Genomic DNA, 16,238 nt, shown 5'->3' with positions numbered 1-16,238 from the left:
GTTCCAATCCAAATTCCCGGGGGTCCAAGGTGACGGCGAGCGTAGAAGCAAAACATCCGGAAGCAGGAGCACTTGCAGCCGCTCCGGCGGCGCCTGAAAGGCAATGGCCGGATCAGGTCTATGAGGTGCTCAAGGCTGCCGGCATCAGCCACATGTCCTACGTGCCCGATGCCGGCCACACCACATTGATCCACCTTTTCAGTGAGGAACCCGAGGTCATCACCAACGTGCTGACGACGGAGGAGGAGGGCATCGCCATTGCCGCCGGCGCCTGGCTCGGCGGCAAGCGGAGCGTCGTACTAATGCAATCCTCCGGCGTCGGCAATTGCATCAACATGCTGTCGCTTCCCGTGCAGGCGCGCTTTCCCTTGCTCGTCCTGGTGACGATGCGTGGCGAATGGGCCGAATTCAACCCGTGGCAGGTGCCGATGGGGCAGGCGACGGAAGCCTCGCTGAAGGCGATCGGCCTCAGGGTGCTGCGCGCCGAGACCGGCCCCGACCTGGTGGAGACGGTGGCGCAAGCAGCCCTGATGGCTTTCGACGCCGACCAGCAGATTGCCGTGCTGATCGGGCAGCGGCTGCTCGGCAAGAAGAAGTGGTGAGCGACATGAATTTACCGACGATGGACCGCCGGGTTGCGGTGAAGAAGCTGCTTGACGCCCGCGATGGCGCCCTGGTCGTGACCGGTCTCGGCTCGCCGAGCTACGACGTGCATGCCGCCGGCGACCGCAACGACAACTATTATCTGTGGGGCGCCATGGGCGGCGCTGCGCTGATCGGCCTGGGGATTGCCCAGGCCCAGCCCGACAAGCGGGTCATGGTGATCACCGGGGATGGCGAACAGTTGATGGCCTTCGGTTCGCTGGCCACGATCTCGGTGGCGCGGCCGAAAAATCTCGACCTGGTCGTGCTCGACAATCAGCATTTCGGCGAGACCGGCATGCAGTCCAGCCATACCGGCAAGGGCATTGGTTTTGACAAGGTCGCGGCCGCTTGCGGTTTTTCGAAAACCGCCGAGTTGCGTTCGCTGGAGGAGGTCGACACGCTGTGTGAAGAGCTTCGTCGCGCGGCCGACGGTCCACGCCTTTTCGTGCTGAAAATCACCGCCGAGAACCTGCCGCGCTCGCTGCCGCCGCGCGACGCGGTCGAGGTCAAGAACCGCTTTCGCGCCCATCTGGGCTTTGCCACCTGTTGAGGACCGATATGGCGCTGGTCAGTTTCCAGAACACGGTCGGCGGTCGGTTGCAATCGACAGCCGATACATTCGAGAGCCATGATCCGTTCACCGGCAGGCCCTGGGCGCTGATCCCGCGTGGAGGCGTGAGCCAGGTGGACGCCGCCGTGGCGTCCGCGAAGGCAGCATTTCGATCGAAGGAATGGGCCGGCATCACGCCGACCGCGCGGGGCAAGCTGCTCGTGCGGCTGGCCGATCTGATCGCCGAGAACGCAGTTCGTATTGCCGCCGTCGAGACGCGCGACAATGGCAAGCTGCTCACCGAAATGACGGCACAGCTGCGCTATATCCCGGAATGGTTCCGCTATTTCGGCGGTCTTGCCGACAAGGTCGAAGGGTCGGTGCTGCCGATCGACAAGGCTGGCATGTTCGCTTTCACCCGCCACGAGCCACTGGGTGTCATTGCAGCGATCGTGCCCTGGAATTCACCGCTTTTGCTTCTGACATGGAAGCTCGCGCCGCTGCTGGCCGCAGGCAACACCGTCGTCATCAAGCCGTCGGAACACGCCTCGGCCTCGACGCTGGAATTCGTGAAACTGTTTGCGCAGGCGGGCTTCCCGCCCGGCGTGGTCAACACCGTTACCGGCATGCCGCTTGATGTCGGCGCGCCACTCGTCTCTCATCCCGACGTCGCCAAGATCGCCTTCACCGGTGGTGAGCCTGGCGGGATCGCGGTCTATCGAGCGGCTGCCGAACAGCTAAAAGTCGTCACGCTGGAGCTCGGCGGCAAATCGGCCAACATCGTCTTCGACGACGCCGATATCGAGAGCGCGGTCAACGGCGCGATCTCAGGCATCTTCGCGGCCAGCGGCCAGACCTGCATCGCGGGTCCGCGGCTGCTGGTGCATCGCAAAATCCACGACCGGTTCGTGGAAGGCGTTATAACGCTGGCGGCCAGCGCTCGATTGGGCAATCCGGCGCTGCAAGAGACGCAGGTCGGGCCGATCACCACGCAAGCCCAGCGCGAGAAGGTGCTGTCCTATCTCGGCATCGCGCGCCGCGAGGGTGCGCTTTGCGTGCTGGGCGGCGGCAAGCCGGCCTCGGGTGAATTGGCCGAGGGCTGGTTCGTCGAGCCCACCATCTTCACCGGCGTGAACAACACCATGCGGATCGCGCGCGAAGAGGTGTTCGGACCGATCCTGTCGGTCATTCCGTTCGACGACGAGGAAGAGGCTTTCGCCATTGCCAATGACAGCCCCTACGGGCTGGCAGCGGGAATATGGACCAGCGACATGGGCCGGGCGTTGCGCGGCGCGGCCGCAATGGAGGCGGGGATGGTTTGGATCAATTCATACCGTGCCGTCTCCTACATGGCGCCCTTCGGCGGCTACAAGAGGAGCGGTATCGGGCGCGAAAGCGGGCAGGATGCCATCAATTCCTATCTGCAGACCAAGACGGTGTGGATAGACACCGCCGGCAAGACCGCCAATCCCTTCGTTATCCGCTAAGCTAGGCTTCGGTGGGAGAATCCCCATCCGTAGCCAAGCTCGGCCCATGCTCCCTGAGACGGTGGCCGACTTACAAATGATCGAAGGATTGGACATGAGACAGGCAGGCAAGGTGGCGGTTGTCACAGGCGCGGCGCGCGGCATCGGACGCGCTTGCGCGGAACGCTTTTTGGCCGAAGGCGCGAAGCTCGTGCTCGGCGACATCGATGCCGTGGAGCTAAAAAAATGTGCCGCTGCAATCGGCACCACCGACAGCGTCCTGGCGGTGGTTACGGATGTCAGCAAGAAGGACCAGGTCGATGGGCTGATTGCAGCGGCGGTGGCGAAGTTCGGCCGTGTCGACATCATGGTCAACAATGCCGGCATCGCTCCGGTCCAGGACTTTCTCGACATCACAGAGGCGGACTACGACAGGGTTCTCGCCGTCAATCTGAAGGGCGCGTTCATGGGCACCCAGGCCGCAGCCCGCCAGATGATCGCGCAAGGTGGAGGCGGCGCCATCATCAACATGTCGTCGATCAATTCGGGCCTCGCCAACCCGCGTGTCGCCACCTACGCGATCTCCAAGGGCGGCATGAACCAGGTCACCAGCACCGCAGCCGTCGCCTTCGCTCCCCATGGCATCCGTGTGGTCGGTGTCGGCCCGGGCACCATCGCCACGGAGATGGTCATGGACGGGACATTCATCGATTCGGAAGAAATGCGGCGGGCGGTCCTTTCGCGCACACCGCTCGGGCGCCTCGGCACGGCAGCCGAGATCGCTTCGGTCGTGGCGTTCCTGGCCAGCGACGACGCTTCCTACATCACCGGCGAGACGATCTACCCCGACGGAGGGCGCCGGGTGCTGAACTATACGGTTCCGATCAAGGAGTAGGAAAATGGGTAATTTCGACAAGCTGCATCACATCTGCATCGTCGTGCACGATATCGACAAGGCGCAGGCCTACTATGACTCCATAGGCATCGGGCCATGGGAGTCCTATCCGCCGCTGACCGAATACGAAGAATTGCAGGTCCCAAGCCCCGAGGGTTTCAAGGCGATGCAATACCGGATTTGCAACTTGCCGAACGTTCAGCTGCAGCTGTGCCAGCCGAACGGCGATCCTTCACCGCAGCGAATTCATCTCGACAGCAAGGGTGAAGGCGTCTTCCATATCGGCTTCGAGGTTCGTGATGCGGACGCAGCCGAAACCAAGGCGAAAACCGACGGGCTTGCCGTGCTGATGCGCGGGCGCCGGGAAAACCGCACCGGCTTCACCTACTACGACACAGCCGACAAGGCAGGCGTGATCCTGCTGACCCGGGCAACCAATCTGCCCGGCAAATGATCCACCAACGCAAAGGATTGGGGAGGCCGATTAAGCCCAAGAACGACTGGTCCGTCAGCTTCCCCGCAATTCCTGAAGCCGGTCGACCAGGAATTTACCGCTGGTGATGATATGCATTTCCAACAGGCCGACGGCGCGCAGCGTATCCTTGGCTTCGCACAGGTCGATGAGTTGCCAGTGGTCGCGGTCGGACTGGGCCTGGATTTCGGTGAGCGTCACCATCATGCGCGTGTAGCGTTCCAGCTGCTGGTAGATGCGCCCGACCAGTTCGATCGTCGCCTTGCGGCCGGACGGCTGGTAGAGCGCGGCGTGGAAGTTCCAGTTGAGCTGGTTCGAGTACTCGCCGGTCTTGCCCTGCTCCTGGTGCTGCTTTGCGCGCTCGCGGGCCAGCGCGAGGTCTGCCTCCGTCATCCTTGGAATGGCCAGGGCCAGTAGCCATGTTTCGATCCGGGCTCGCAATTCGTAGAGCTCGAGGATCTCGTCCAGGGAAATGGAGGTGACGACGGCGCCCTTGTGGGAAACCAGCGTGACGAAGCCTTCCGAATGAAGCTGATGCAGCGCCTCTCGCACCGGAATTCGGCTGACACCGAACTCGGTGGCCAGATGTTCCTGCCGCAGTTGGAAATTGGCCTCGTATTCACCGATCAGTATCTTCTGCCTGATGGCATCGGCGACCTGGGTCGAGATGGTTTTCTTCTGTACGAGCATGAATCAGCCTGGGGCGGCCGCCTTGTTTGTTGACTGGCGCCGTGTTGATGGAAGAAGTGGACGCATAGCACCGTTGTCACCGCGATGCCATGTCGCCCGTTTCGCTTCAGTAGACATGTTCCTCGATAGGCTGATTGCCAGCGATCCTTTCATAGCGGAAGGCCGACAGGTCGACAGAGCGGTACTCGCCATAGGCAATGAGATCACTGACGCCCGACCCGGTCGCCGCTGCATGCATCATGCCGTGGCCGCTGAAGCCGGTGGCCAGGACAAAATTCGAGATCTCGGGATGCCGGCCGATGATGCCGCTGTGGTCGAAGGTGTTGTACTCGTAGAGCCCCGCCCAGGCGCGCAGCATCCGCAATTGCTCAAACCCGGGCACACGATGGGCGAGCGCCGGCCAGATCAAGTCGTCGAACAGGTCGTAGTCCACATCCAGGCCAAAATCGTCTGGATCGTTGTCGCGCACCGGCGGAATACCGCACAGGAAGAGCTGACCTTCCGGCCGCAGCCAGAAGCCGCTCGTGTCGAAGACGAAGGGGCAGTTTTCGATCCTTGCCGGCGTTTCGAAGACGAAGACGCAGCGCTTGCTCGGGACAACCGGCAGCTCGGCGCCGGCCATCCTGGCAATGCCCGCGCTCCATGGTCCGGCCGCGTTGATCACCGTGCCGGCGGCAAGCCGGTCGCCATTGTCGAGCACCACTTCGCCGACCTTTTGGGGAGACGCCATGGTCAGTCCGGTCACCGTCGCGGCAAGATAGTTCACGCCCTGCGTGCGCGCCTTTCGACGGAAGGCCTGCATCAGGCCGGGGCCGTCGAACCAGCCTTCGCTGCCAAGGCCGAGCGAGCCAAGGGCGAGATCGTCCGTGTTGAGCCACGGGAAGCGTCGTGCCAGATCGACCTGCTCGATCAGTTCGGCGTCGACGCCCATGCCGCGCTGAACGCGGTTCTTGGCACGCTGCGCGTCTGCCCGCTCGGGTGTCGCCAGCACGAGGTAGCCGGGCTCATGCAGGCCGATGTCGGCCAACTCGTCGCCGATGGCAAGCCGCGTCTTTACCTGGCGCAGGAAGTGGATGCTAAACTTCGACATGGCAATGTTGGGCGCCGTGCCGAACTGCTGGCGGATGGCGCTGGTCGACAAGGAAGACGAGGACGCCGTGTAGTAGGGGTCCCGCTCGATCACCGCGATCCTGCCATCGAAATCCGGATTGGCTGACAGAAAGTAGGCGATCGAGCTGCCGACAACGCCACCGCCGACGATCACCACATCATAGTTTGTGCCCATACCAATCGTGTTCCCTATCTCGAATATCATCCGTGGCGACAAGGATTGGATATCTTCCTCTATCGGTCCACCTCCAAAACGAGACATAACCCGGTCTTCGATGCAGAAAAAGAGGTTTGACGTGAAAAACAGAATACATTATCCAATTTGTAACAGATATCACCTGCCCGGCAACGTCGCGGCAGCCATGCCGAGGATTTCCCGTGGGCCTCATCGCTCCCCGTCTCGACGTCATCAAGCCGAGCCCCAGCATGGCGGTCACCGCGCGGGCGATCGAAATGCGTTCGGCCGGCATCGACGTCATCAGCCTGAGCGCCGGCGAGCCGGATTTTCCAACGCCACCGCACATCGTCGAGGCGGCCTACGAGGCGATGCGCAGGGGTGAGACGCGCTATACGGCGGTCGACGGCACCGCCGCGCTGAAGAAGGCGGTGGCCGGAAAATTCAGGCGCGAGAACGGCCTCGACTATGAGCCTTCGCAAATCAGTGTTGCGGGCGGCGCCAAGCAGATCATCTACAACGCCCTGCTGGCAACGCTGGCTCCCGGCGACGAGGTGGTTGTCCCAGCGCCCTATTGGGTTTCCTACACCGACATCGTCCTGCTCGGCGAAGGCAAGCCGGTGGTCGTTCCCTGCACGGAGGCAGAGGGCTTCAAATTGACGCCGCAAGCCCTGCGAGCAGCCATTACCTGGCGCACCAAATGGCTGCTGCTCAACACGCCCTCCAATCCGACTGGCGCCGTCTACAGCCGCGACGAACTTGCGGGGCTGGCCGAGGTGTTGCTCGATCACCCGCATGTCCACGTGCTGACCGATGACATCTACGAGCATATCCTGTTCGACGGGCGCGCGTTCCATACCATTGCAGGCGTCGAGCCGCGGCTGAAGGGCCGCACGCTGACGGTCAATGGTGTGTCGAAGGCCTATGCCATGACCGGCTGGCGGATCGGCTATGCCGGCGGGCCGGAAGAGTTGATCCGCGCCATGGCGACCGTGCAGAGCCAAAGCACGTCGAACCCGTCATCCATCTCGCAAGCCGCGACCATAGCAGCACTTGAAGGCCCTCAGGACTTTCTTCGTCCGCGGGCACTCGAATTCCAGGCGCGGCGCGACCGCGCACTGGAGCTGCTGCGCAAGATTCCTAGCCTCACCTGCCAGACGCCCGAGGGCGCCTTCTATCTCTATCCCAATTGCTCGGCCCTGATCGGCCGTCGTCGCCCGGACGGCACTCCTATCGGCAGCGACGACGATTTCTCGCTTTACCTGCTCGATCAGGCACGGGTCGCGGTGGTGCAGGGCTCAGCCTACGGCCTGTCGCCGCACTTCCGCATTTCCATAGCCACGTCGATGGACCTGATCGAAAAAGCGATCGGGCGTATCGCCGAGGCTGTCGAAGCGCTGCGATAGGCCGGCGATGGATCTCGACTTCGTCCAGAAGCTGATCGAATTTGTCTCGCGTTCGCCCATTGCCGAACTGGAGATCGAGCGCGACGGCGTTCGCATCCGCATGTCCAGGCAGGCGGCTCCGGCCCAATCCGCGTCGCAGACGCAGCCTTCGCCGCAGCCGGGGCCAGCCGCCGGCATCGCCGTCTCCTCAAATCCGGCTTTGACAGCTCCGCCCATCGCGCGGCATTCGATCCGCGCGCCGCTCACCGGCGTGTTCTACCGTTCCGGCACCGAAGGCGAACCGCCGCTCGCTTCGGTTGGCGATGCGGTCATGGAAGGGCAGAAGGTCGGCGTCCTCGAAGCCATGAAGACGTTCAACGTCGTGGAATCCGATCGCCCCGGGCGGATCGTCCAGATCGCTTTCGACGACCATGCCGCCGTGCAGTCCGGCGACGTGCTGTTCGTTCTCGAAGATTTGGGCTGAGGGCGATGTTCGATACCGTCCTTATCGCCAACCGCGGTGAAATCGCGCTGCGCATCCTGCGCGCCTGCCGCGATCTCGGATTGAAAACGGTGGCAGCGTACTCGGATGCTGATGCGAGCCTTCGCCATGTCGCGCTGGCGGACAGGGCGATCTGCATCGGGCCGGCTGCCGCGACGGAGAGCTATCTCAACATCGCCGAGATCATCACCGCCGCGCAACTTACCGGCGCGGGCGCGATCCATCCGGGCTATGGGTTCCTCTCGGAAAATGCGGCCTTCGCCGAGGCCGTCGAAAACGCCGGCCTTGCCTTCATCGGGCCGTCCGCGGCGGCGATCCGCACCATGGGCGACAAGGTCTCCGCCAAGCGCATGATGATCGCCGCCGGCGTTCCCTGCGTTGCAGGCTCGGAGGGGGCGCTGCCGCAGGACGAGCAGGCAGTGCGCGCCATTGCCGAGGCCATCGGCTATCCGGTCATCGTCAAGGCGGCGGGCGGCGGCGGCGGGCGCGGCATGCGCATCGTGCGCGAGGAGCGCGCCCTAATGGAAGCCGTTTCCATGGCGACGAAAGAGGCGGACCGGGCCTTCGGCAACCCGCAAGTCTATCTGGAGAAATTCCTTGAGCACCCGCGCCATATCGAGATTCAGATTCTGGCGGACAAGCATGGCAAGGCGGTGTGGTTAGGCGAGCGGGATTGCTCCATGCAGCGCCGCCACCAGAAGATCATCGAGGAGGCGCCGGCGCCCGGCATCGCCCGCGAGGCGATTGCCGAGATCGGCGAACTGTGTGCCCGCGCATGCCTGACCATCGGCTATACCGGTGCCGGCACATTCGAATTCCTCTACGAGGATGGGCGCTTCTCTTTCATCGAGATGAACACCCGCGTGCAGGTGGAGCATCCCGTCACTGAACTCGTCACCGGCATCGATATCGTGCGCGAGCAGATCCGCATCGCCCGGGGCGAAGCCCTGTCGTTCAGCCAGCAAGACATCCGCATCCAGGGCCACGCCATCGAATGCCGCATCAACGCTGAAGATCCATATAGCTTTCGCCCGCATCCGGGCCGGGTCGAGCGCTGGACGCCGCCCGGCGGCCCGGGAATCCGCGTCGAATCGCATCTCTACTCCGGCTACATCGTGCCGCCGCACTACGATTCCCTGGTGGCCAAGCTGCTGGCGCATGGCGCGACGCGGGCCGAGGCGATCCGGCGCATGAGCGGCGCGCTGGGCGAGATGGAGGCTGTCGGCATCGCCACCAACGCGCCGCTCCATGGCCTCCTGATGGAGGAGCCCGGCTTCGCTGCCGGCGGCTTCGATATCCATCATCTTGAACGTCTCATTGAAGGCGGTCTGCTCCAGGGACGAGGCGGCGATGACGATTGAAGAGATCGAAAGGCTGGCCGCCTGGTGCGCTAGCGCCGGCATCGGCGAGATCGAAGTGTCGGAGGCCGGCTTTTCGTTGCGCCTGCATATGCGGGCGGTTGTTGCCGAAACACCCATGGCTGCAGTCGCGCCGAAGGCCGAAACGGTCTTCAAGGGCGTGCGTGCGCCCGGCGTCGGTGTGTTCTGTCTAGATCATCCAACGACCGGTCGGCCGATTGCCGGACCTGGCCAGGTGGTTCGCAAGGGCGAGACGGTCGGCGTCCTGCAGGTCGGCCCATGCCTGAGGGCCGTACTCGCGCCGGTAGACGGCGTGCTGGGTGCTGCGCTGATCGAGGACGGAGCGGTCGTCGGCTACGGCACGCCGCTCTACGAGCTGGCGTGAAGGCAAAGGCGATGGTTCGAACCACTGAGGAAAGCGCCATGGCGGCCCAAGGATTGCAGGTCGATATCAATTCCGACATGGGCGAGGGTTTTGGAGCCTACAGGCTCGGCGACGATGCGGCGATCCTCGACATCGTCAGTTCCGCCAATGTGGCCTGCGGCTTTCATGCCGGCGACCCCGAGATCATGGCGGCCACGTTCTCGATGGCGCGCGACAAGGGCGTTGCCGTTGGCGCGCATCCGAGCTTCGCCGATCTGTGGGGATTCGGACGCCGCATCATCCCGCATTCCATGGATGAGATCGAGAGGCTGGTCGCCTACCAGATCGGCGCGGCGCAAGCGCTTTCCGCCTATGCCGGCCACCCGATCCGCTATGTGAAGGCGCATGGCGCGCTAGGCAATCTTACCCAGACCGACCGTGGCGTCGCCGAAGCCGTGACGCGCGCGGTCAAGGCCGTCGATCCCGGCCTGATCTGCCTGGCCATAGCGTTTGGCTTCCAGGACAGGATCGCGCGCGACGCGGGCCTGACGGTCAGATCCGAAATCTTTGCCGACCGCGCCTATACGGAGGAAGGCTTTCTTGTCTCGCGCAAGCTGGAAGGCGCTGTCATCCACGACGCCGAGAAGGCGGCCGAACGGGTCGTGCGAATGGTCAAGCAAGGTGCCATCGAGACGCTTTCCGGACAGATGCTGCAGACGCCGATCGATTCGATCTGCGTCCACAGCGACACCCCGGCAGCCGTCGCCATCGCCGCGCGCGTCCGGCGACGGCTGGAGGCGAGCGGCGTCAGGGTCAGAGCGTTCGCGGCCTGAGCACGGTCGGGTCCGTTTCAGAACCAGACATCGCTGAGGCGATGTCCGCGCGGATAGGGATCTGTCGGGTCGAGACCATATTGGCCGATGCTGGTAATCCAGGCCTGTCCGGCGATGGTGACCACGACAGCGTCGCGATCGCCAACACGCGCATTGGCGATCACGCGGGAATCGAAATGGGTCCCGATGATCGACCTGTTGCGGAACAGCTCGCCCTTGGCGATCTGCCCCTTTGCCGACATCACCGCAAGCCGCCCGGTGGTGCCGGTGCCGGTCGGCGAGCGATCGAGCCTGCCATGCAGGCACACCGTACCGTTGATGCTATCCACGCGCCCGTCGATGCGCTCGATAGGACCTTCGAAAATCACGTTGGACACGTCGCGGATCTTCGGGTTCTCCGGATGCACGACATTGAGCTGCTCGTTGACCGCCTTCTTGATGCGTTGACCCATCAGCGACATCTGGTGGGCCTCGTCGGGTGTTATGGAAAAGCCCAGTGCCCGGGCGTTCACATGGGCGAAAGTCATGCCGCCATAGGAGGTGTCGACGGTGATCGTGCCGAGCCCCTCGACTTCGACAGGTATGTCGAGGTGGAACGCGAAAGCCGGCACATTGGTGAACTCCACCTGCTTCACCTTGCCGTTCTCGCAGAGGCAGCGCACCTCGATCATGCCGGCCGGCGCTTCCATGCGCAGCAATGTCTCAGGCTCCTTCATCGGCACCATGCCCGTTTCCAGCGCCACGGTGGCGACGCAGATGGTGTTGGAGCCCGACATGGGCGGGTATTCCGTGCTTTCAATTATGACGTAGCCGAGATCCGCCGAGGGATCGCAAGGCGGCAGGATGATGTTGCCGTTGACGTAGGGCGCACCGCGCGGCTCGAATAAGAGCAGCCCACGAATGTCGTCCATATGCTCTTCGAGATACTCCTTCTTTTCGAACATGGTCTTGCCCGGAACATCCTTGACGCCTCCCGTGATCACATTGCCGACTTCGCCTTCGGCATGGCAGCCGACGACCGTGAATGTTTTCGTCCAGCGCATTTTTTTCCTCCTGTATTTGGTCTTGGCCTTGGCGATACCGATTCAGACCGCGTCGAGCCCCCGTTCGAGAAAACGATCGAGTTGTTCCATTTCCTGGTGTGAGAGAACGATACCGTCGCGCTCCGACGTCTCGCGGGCTAGGAACCGCCTTTGCGAGGGTAGGCGCGCGCCCTGGCCAAGGATCCCCTCGAACAGCGCTTCAGCACGGCCCAGCGGATTGCCGGGCCGGCCGGCGGCGAAGGCTTTCGGGGAGAAAGCGATGACCAACTCTCCATGCGATGGATAGAGCGTCGTGGTGCCGAGCACATTGAGCGCCTCGGGGCTGGTCAGGTCGCCGATCATGATCCCGGCGAGCAGCTCGATCATCGTCGCGATGGCGGAGCCCTTGTGCCCGCCGAAGGGAAGCATGGCGCCCGCCAGGGCAGCTTCGGGGTCGGTCGTTGGCCTGCCGTCCGAATCCATGGCCCAGCCTTCCGGCAGCTTCTTGTCGGCCCGGCGGTAGAGCTCGATCTCGCCGCGCGCGGCAACCGAGGTCGCGAAGTCGAAAACGTAGGGAGGCTGCTCTTCTCGCGGCCAGCCAAAGGCAAAAGGATTGGTGCCCAGCAACGGTCCGTTGCCACCGGTCGGAGCGACGGTGGCATAGCTCGGGCACATGGCCAAGCCGGCAAGGCCTGCCTGGGTCAAGGCTTCGACCTCCACCCAAAGGGCGGAAAAATGCACCGCATCGTTGATCGCGAGCGCGGCAATGCCGCACGAGCGTGCCCGCTCGACCAGGACAGGCAGACCAAGTTCGAAGGCCGGGTTGGCGAAGCCGTGCTTCGCATCCACTTTGACGATGGCCGGTGCGTCTTGCGGCAATAACTCGGGCACCGCGTATGGGCTCACCTTTCCGGCCTTGATCGTCCGCAGGGCGCCTTCGATCCGGTAGATGCCATGTGACTTGCAGGCATCGCGTTCCGCCGCGACGATGACCCTTGTGATGGCGCTGGCCTGAATGGGGTTCAGTCCGGCCTTGCGGAAAATTGCATCGACGCGCTCATGCAGGGCATCGGTGGTGATCGTGGTGTTGGTCATTTCTGGCCTTCGGGCTTGGCTGCGCGCAAACGCTGCCTTTAAAAATCCAGACCACCGGCAAAGGCTCTTAGATCCTGTGCAAGCAAAGCGGGCTGCTCGAGGGCTGCGAAATGACCACCGCGCGGCATCGCTGTCCACTGGCGGATGTCCTTGAAGACGCGCTCGACCCAACTCCTTGGCGGCATCGGCAATTCCTTGGGAAACAAAGCCACTGCAAGCGGGACGTTGATCGCCGTGCCGGGCGCGAATGCAAGCGGACGGGCGCGCGTTTCCCAATAGAGCCGCATCGACGAAGCGACGGTCCGGGTGAACCAGTAGAGCGAGATGTTGGCGAGCATGTCGTCGCGCGAAAAAGCGGCGTTGGCCAGATCGCCATCGCAATCGCTCCAGTCGCGGAATTTTTCGATCATCCACGCCGCCAGTCCGACCGGCGAATCCGTCAGCCCGTAGGCAAGCGTTTGCGGACGCGTCGCTTGAATATGGGCATAGGCGCCATGAAGATCCGCCCATCCGGCTTTCCGTTCCAGGAAGATGCGCTCTTCCAAAGTCAAATCGCCATCCGGGCTTGCATCGTGAGGCGGTGAGAATGAGCCGGGGATGAAATTCAGATGCACGCCGGCGAGACTGTCTGGATGCGCGTGCGCCAGGCAGGTCGACACGCTGGCGCCGAGATCGCCTCCCTGAGCGAGATATCGCTTGTAGCCGAGACGGCTCATCAACTCGGCCCAAAGATCGGCGACGGTGAACAGGTTGAGACCAGGCCTGGTCGGCCGGCTCGAAAAGCCATAGCCGGGAATCGACGGGGCCACGACGTTGAAGGCATCTTCCTGCCTTCCGCCATGCGAAAGCGGGTCTGTCAGAAGCGGGATCAGTTCATGAAATTCGAAGACGCTGCCTGGCCAGCCATGGGTGAGTATGACCGTTCTGTTGGTCGCCACAGCGGCGCGCGCATGGATGAAATGGATGGTTTGGCCGCCGATATCCGTCTGGTAGTGCGGATGGATGTTCCAGGCGGCTTCATGCTTGCGCCAGTCGAAGCCGGTACGCCAGTGCTGCATAAGCCGGCTCAGTTCCTCGTATTCCGTTCCCTGCGCCCAGCCTATTGCCTGCAACTGGTCCGGCTCGCGCCAGGTCGAGATGCGCTTCTTCAAATCGTCGATTTCAGACTGGGCAATCTCGATGGTGAAGGGACGAATTTTCATGGAGCCCTCTGCTCGCCGGCCATGAGGTTTCGGGCGGCGATAAAGTCGCGACGTTGCTGCCGGTTCGCGCGAAGCGCTGCCGTCGACGCTTCTATCGAGACCGGCGAGAACCGCAGGCGCGCGCCGACCGGCGCTTGCGCCAGCCGCCAGAGGTCGGCTTCGATCACCGTAGCGATCTTCGGATAGCCGCCGCAGGTGTTGGCATCGGCCAGCTGGATGATCGGCTGGCCGGACGGCGGCACCTGGACGGTGCCCGGTACGATCCCGTGGGACAGCAATTCCAGCGGCGAGAGGAGGGAAAGCGTCTCCCCGGAAAGGCGGTATCCCATGCGGTTGGCGTCGTTGGTGATGCTCCATTCGCTGCCGGTGAAAGCCGCCTGGGCCTCCGGCGTGAAGGCGTCGAACTCGGCGGCCGGCAGAACCCGCAATTCGATTGCCGAGGCCGCGCCGTCCGCCGCGCCCCGTCGCTCCTCCAGCGCTGCGCCGATGCCGCCCGCGGGAAGCCGGCATTGCGCAGGGTTGAGCGCAAGCCGGTCGCCGCGCGACAGGCCGCGTCCAGCAAACCCGCCGAAACCACCTTTCACATCCGTCGCGCGCGACCCCATGACGGAAGGCAGATCGAGCCCGCCGGCAAAGGCGATATAGGAACGCGCACCGACCCGCGGTGCTTCGAGGACTAGGGTCTCGCCGGCGCGGATCGTCATGGCCCACCAGGGCGGGCAGGGCCGATCGCCGACGCTGACGGCGCATTCCGCGCCGGTGACGGCGACGGCGGTGTCGATGTGCGCGCGCAGCCGGAACGGATGAAGCGCGACCTCGATCCCGGCAGCCGAGGGGTCATTGCCCAGCATGAGATTGGCGATCGCCAGCGCCTGCCTGTCCATGGCGCCGCCATGGCTGACCCCCAGCGCCAGATGACCAGGCCGGCCGAGATCCTGGACCGTGTTCGGCAGGCCGGTGGTGAGGATCTCGATCATGCCTCGATCCCTGCGATTGCGAATCGGATTTTGTCTCCGGGCCTGAGCAGCACGGGCAATTCCGCTTCGGCCTTGAACAGCTTCACGTCGGTATGGCCGATGATGTGCCAGCCGGACGGCGCAGTCATCGGCATGATACCCGCCTGCGCGCCAGCAATGATGACGGCGCCCTCAGTGACTTTGAGGCGAGGCGTGCTGCGCCTTGCCCAGGCAAGCCGCGGGTCGAGACCGGACAGATAGGGAAAGCCCGGCATGGCGCCGATGGCGGCGACGGTATAGGTGGCCGCCGCGTGGTGCCTGACGGTCTCGTCGACAGACAGGCCGCAATGCGTGGCCCAGCCGGCGAGATCCTCGCCACGCGCGCCGCCATAGTGAACGGGAATGGTATGATGCGTGCCGGCAACCGCGTGGGCGTCTGTGCTGGCCCATAGTGACTTCAGCTGCTCGCTGAGGCTTGGTGCATCCGTGGCGAGCGGGTCGAATACTATGAGCAGGTTGTTCATGCCGGGAACGGCCTCGCACACCCCTTCGAGGGTCAACGCGGCGTTCGCTACCGCCCAGACCAGTTCCTGGGTGGTATCATTAAAGGCGCCCTGCGCGCCATCGAGCAGCAGCGCGCCCGATCCCGCAAGGCTGATGTGGGGGGTGCCGACAACCATGGGCGGTCAGTCCTTCACCGGCACCGTATAGTTCAGGATCAGGCGACCGCCATCGGGATAGATGGTCTGGCCGACGATGTAGGAAGCGTCGTCGCTGGCCAGGAAGGATGCGACGCTGGCGATCTCCGAAGGTTCGCCACAGCGGCCGCTCGGCGTGCGCGACAGGATGGTCTGGCGCTGCGCTTCGTTGGCCATGACCGAACTCTTGACCATGTCGGTCAGGATGGTGCCGGGGCCGATGGCGTTGACGCGGATATTATGCGGGATCAATCCGACGGCCATCACCGCCGTCAATTGCTTGATTCCACCCTTGGAAACGGCATAGGCGACCGAATTGGGAATGGCCAGAATGGCATTGATCGACGACATGTTGATAATCGAGCCGCCGCGTCCCTGCGCGATCATGGCCCTTGCCGCGGCCTGTCCGAGTAGGAAGGGCGCCTTGAGATTGACGCGCTGAACCAGGTCGAAGGCTTCCTCGGGGAAGTCGACGAAATCGTCCAGATGGATGATGCCGGCATTGTTGATGAGGACGTCGACACCGCCGAAGCTTTGCATGGCCTTGGCAATGATGCCGTCGGCCATGTCCCTGTTGATTTCGGAAAGGTCGGCGGATAGCCAGACGGCGCGCTCGCCAAGGCGTTCGGCATGCTCGCGCCCGCGATCGGCCTGCACGTCGACAAGCACCACCTTGGCGCCATCGGCATGAAAGCGCTCGGCGCAGGCAAGGCCCAGCCCTTGTGCCGCCCCGGTGACGATCACGACTTTTCCTGCGTGCTTCACAGCCAATTCCCTTTTTGCAATCATGGCATTTATGGATATGTTATCCAATCTATCT

General features: G+C 63.4%; 18 protein-coding genes. 10 read left to right on the top strand and 8 right to left on the bottom strand.

Going from position 1 to position 16,238, the window contains the following annotated elements:
- Nucleotides 1–29: 29 nt before the first annotated feature.
- From MESCI2_RS0110475 to MESCI2_RS0110455, 5 genes are all read left to right on the top strand, one after another.
- Entirely contained in the window at nt 30–602 is a 573-nt protein-coding gene (locus MESCI2_RS0110475) for a thiamine pyrophosphate-binding protein (RefSeq protein ID WP_027036548.1), read from the top strand.
- Nucleotides 603–607: 5 nt separating this feature from the next.
- Nucleotides 608–1,195 (top strand): thiamine pyrophosphate-dependent enzyme, encoded by a 588-nt coding sequence (locus MESCI2_RS0110470; protein WP_027036547.1) that lies wholly within the window; start codon nt 608–610, stop codon nt 1,193–1,195.
- Between the two features lie 8 nt (nt 1,196–1,203).
- Complete coding sequence (locus MESCI2_RS0110465; protein ID WP_027036546.1) at nt 1,204–2,682, top strand: aldehyde dehydrogenase; 1,479 nt, start codon at nt 1,204–1,206, stop codon at nt 2,680–2,682.
- Between the two features lie 94 nt (nt 2,683–2,776).
- Complete coding sequence (locus MESCI2_RS0110460) at nt 2,777–3,556, top strand: SDR family NAD(P)-dependent oxidoreductase (RefSeq protein WP_027036545.1); 780 nt, start codon at nt 2,777–2,779, stop codon at nt 3,554–3,556.
- 4 nt (nt 3,557–3,560) lie between these two features.
- The gene (locus MESCI2_RS0110455) at nt 3,561–4,010 is read left to right on the top strand and encodes a VOC family protein (RefSeq protein WP_027036544.1); all 450 of its coding nucleotides are present in this window, start codon (nt 3,561–3,563) and stop codon (nt 4,008–4,010) included.
- A gap of 54 nt (nt 4,011–4,064) precedes the next feature.
- Here the strand turns inward: MESCI2_RS0110455 and MESCI2_RS0110450 are convergent, their stop codons facing one another.
- Together MESCI2_RS0110450 and MESCI2_RS0110445 are read right to left on the bottom strand one after the other, a co-directional pair.
- A complete protein-coding gene (locus MESCI2_RS0110450) occupies nt 4,065–4,718 on the bottom strand; it encodes a GntR family transcriptional regulator (protein WP_013525162.1) in 654 nt (217 codons plus the stop codon).
- 106 nt (nt 4,719–4,824) lie between these two features.
- The gene (locus tag MESCI2_RS0110445; protein WP_027036543.1) at nt 4,825–6,003 is read right to left on the bottom strand and encodes an NAD(P)/FAD-dependent oxidoreductase; all 1,179 of its coding nucleotides are present in this window, start codon (nt 6,001–6,003) and stop codon (nt 4,825–4,827) included.
- Between the two features lie 203 nt (nt 6,004–6,206).
- Between MESCI2_RS0110445 and MESCI2_RS0110440 the strand changes: the two genes are divergently transcribed.
- From MESCI2_RS0110440 to MESCI2_RS0110420, 5 genes are read left to right on the top strand one after another with little or no spacing between them, the layout of a single operon-like run.
- Nucleotides 6,207–7,409: a pyridoxal phosphate-dependent aminotransferase gene (locus tag MESCI2_RS0110440; protein ID WP_027036542.1), complete on the top strand. Its 1,203-nt coding sequence runs from the start codon at nt 6,207–6,209 to the stop codon at nt 7,407–7,409.
- 7 nt (nt 7,410–7,416) lie between these two features.
- The gene (locus MESCI2_RS0110435) at nt 7,417–7,872 is read left to right on the top strand and encodes an acetyl-CoA carboxylase biotin carboxyl carrier protein (protein ID WP_027036541.1); all 456 of its coding nucleotides are present in this window, start codon (nt 7,417–7,419) and stop codon (nt 7,870–7,872) included.
- Between the two features lie 5 nt (nt 7,873–7,877).
- Complete coding sequence (accC, locus tag MESCI2_RS0110430) at nt 7,878–9,251, top strand: acetyl-CoA carboxylase biotin carboxylase subunit (protein WP_027036540.1); 1,374 nt, start codon at nt 7,878–7,880, stop codon at nt 9,249–9,251.
- Nucleotides 9,241–9,633, top strand: coding sequence for an acetyl-CoA carboxylase biotin carboxyl carrier protein (locus tag MESCI2_RS0110425; protein ID WP_027036539.1), 393 nt, complete (start codon nt 9,241–9,243; stop codon nt 9,631–9,633). The genes accC and MESCI2_RS0110425 overlap by 11 nt, the downstream gene beginning before the upstream one ends.
- A gap of 38 nt (nt 9,634–9,671) precedes the next feature.
- Nucleotides 9,672–10,445: a LamB/YcsF family protein gene (locus tag MESCI2_RS0110420; RefSeq protein WP_027036538.1), complete on the top strand. Its 774-nt coding sequence runs from the start codon at nt 9,672–9,674 to the stop codon at nt 10,443–10,445.
- 17 nt (nt 10,446–10,462) lie between these two features.
- On the opposite strand, the gene MESCI2_RS0110415 is transcribed toward MESCI2_RS0110420, so the two are convergent.
- The 6 genes from MESCI2_RS0110415 to MESCI2_RS0110390 are packed head-to-tail and all read right to left on the bottom strand — an operon-like array spanning nt 10,463 to nt 16,183.
- Entirely contained in the window at nt 10,463–11,488 is a 1,026-nt protein-coding gene (locus MESCI2_RS0110415; protein ID WP_027036537.1) for a proline racemase family protein, read from the bottom strand.
- A 42-nt stretch (nt 11,489–11,530) separates the two neighbouring features.
- The gene (locus tag MESCI2_RS0110410) at nt 11,531–12,562 is read right to left on the bottom strand and encodes an Ldh family oxidoreductase (RefSeq protein ID WP_027036536.1); all 1,032 of its coding nucleotides are present in this window, start codon (nt 12,560–12,562) and stop codon (nt 11,531–11,533) included.
- Nucleotides 12,563–12,600: 38 nt separating this feature from the next.
- The gene (locus MESCI2_RS0110405; RefSeq protein WP_027036535.1) at nt 12,601–13,764 is read right to left on the bottom strand and encodes an epoxide hydrolase family protein; all 1,164 of its coding nucleotides are present in this window, start codon (nt 13,762–13,764) and stop codon (nt 12,601–12,603) included.
- Nucleotides 13,761–14,741, bottom strand: a complete 981-nt coding sequence (locus tag MESCI2_RS0110400) for a biotin-dependent carboxyltransferase family protein (RefSeq protein WP_027036534.1) — start codon at nt 14,739–14,741, stop codon at nt 13,761–13,763. The genes MESCI2_RS0110405 and MESCI2_RS0110400 overlap by 4 nt, the downstream gene beginning before the upstream one ends.
- A complete protein-coding gene (pxpB, locus tag MESCI2_RS0110395; protein ID WP_027036533.1) occupies nt 14,738–15,400 on the bottom strand; it encodes a 5-oxoprolinase subunit PxpB in 663 nt (220 codons plus the stop codon). Before pxpB ends, MESCI2_RS0110400 begins: the two co-directional genes overlap by 4 nt.
- Nucleotides 15,401–15,406: 6 nt before the next feature.
- Entirely contained in the window at nt 15,407–16,183 is a 777-nt protein-coding gene (locus MESCI2_RS0110390) for an SDR family NAD(P)-dependent oxidoreductase (protein ID WP_027036532.1), read from the bottom strand.
- Between the last annotated feature and the right edge of the window lie 55 nt (nt 16,184–16,238).

This window comes from Mesorhizobium ciceri WSM4083, assembly GCF_000519305.1.
GTDB classification, from domain to species: Bacteria; Pseudomonadota; Alphaproteobacteria; order Rhizobiales; family Rhizobiaceae; genus Mesorhizobium; species Mesorhizobium ciceri_B.
Note: the sequence above shows the minus strand (reverse complement) of the source record. Positions and strands in the feature narration are given on the sequence as shown.

Bases quoted from the DNA above. Each gene is read 5' to 3' on its own strand.
- MESCI2_RS0110405 (WP_027036535.1), bottom strand. From the start codon at position 13,764: ATGAAAATTCGTCCCTTCACCATCGAGATTGCCCAGTCTGAAATCGAC.
- accC (WP_027036540.1), top strand. From the start codon at position 7,878: ATGTTCGATACCGTCCTTATCGCCAACCGCGGTGAAATCGCGCTGCGC.
- MESCI2_RS0110465 (WP_027036546.1), top strand. From the start codon at position 1,204: ATGGCGCTGGTCAGTTTCCAGAACACGGTCGGCGGTCGGTTGCAATCG.
- MESCI2_RS0110400 (WP_027036534.1), bottom strand. From the start codon at position 14,741: ATGATCGAGATCCTCACCACCGGCCTGCCGAACACGGTCCAGGATCTC.
- MESCI2_RS0110450 (WP_013525162.1), bottom strand. From the start codon at position 4,718: ATGCTCGTACAGAAGAAAACCATCTCGACCCAGGTCGCCGATGCCATC.
- MESCI2_RS0110455 (WP_027036544.1), top strand. From the start codon at position 3,561: ATGGGTAATTTCGACAAGCTGCATCACATCTGCATCGTCGTGCACGAT.
- MESCI2_RS0110425 (WP_027036539.1), top strand. From the start codon at position 9,241: ATGACGATTGAAGAGATCGAAAGGCTGGCCGCCTGGTGCGCTAGCGCC.
- MESCI2_RS0110470 (WP_027036547.1), top strand. From the start codon at position 608: ATGAATTTACCGACGATGGACCGCCGGGTTGCGGTGAAGAAGCTGCTT.
- MESCI2_RS0110415 (WP_027036537.1), bottom strand. From the start codon at position 11,488: ATGCGCTGGACGAAAACATTCACGGTCGTCGGCTGCCATGCCGAAGGC.
- MESCI2_RS0110420 (WP_027036538.1), top strand. From the start codon at position 9,672: ATGGCGGCCCAAGGATTGCAGGTCGATATCAATTCCGACATGGGCGAG.
- pxpB (WP_027036533.1), bottom strand. From the start codon at position 15,400: ATGGTTGTCGGCACCCCCCACATCAGCCTTGCGGGATCGGGCGCGCTG.
- MESCI2_RS0110435 (WP_027036541.1), top strand. From the start codon at position 7,417: ATGGATCTCGACTTCGTCCAGAAGCTGATCGAATTTGTCTCGCGTTCG.
- MESCI2_RS0110445 (WP_027036543.1), bottom strand. From the start codon at position 6,003: ATGGGCACAAACTATGATGTGGTGATCGTCGGCGGTGGCGTTGTCGGC.
- MESCI2_RS0110410 (WP_027036536.1), bottom strand. From the start codon at position 12,562: ATGACCAACACCACGATCACCACCGATGCCCTGCATGAGCGCGTCGAT.
- MESCI2_RS0110460 (WP_027036545.1), top strand. From the start codon at position 2,777: ATGAGACAGGCAGGCAAGGTGGCGGTTGTCACAGGCGCGGCGCGCGGC.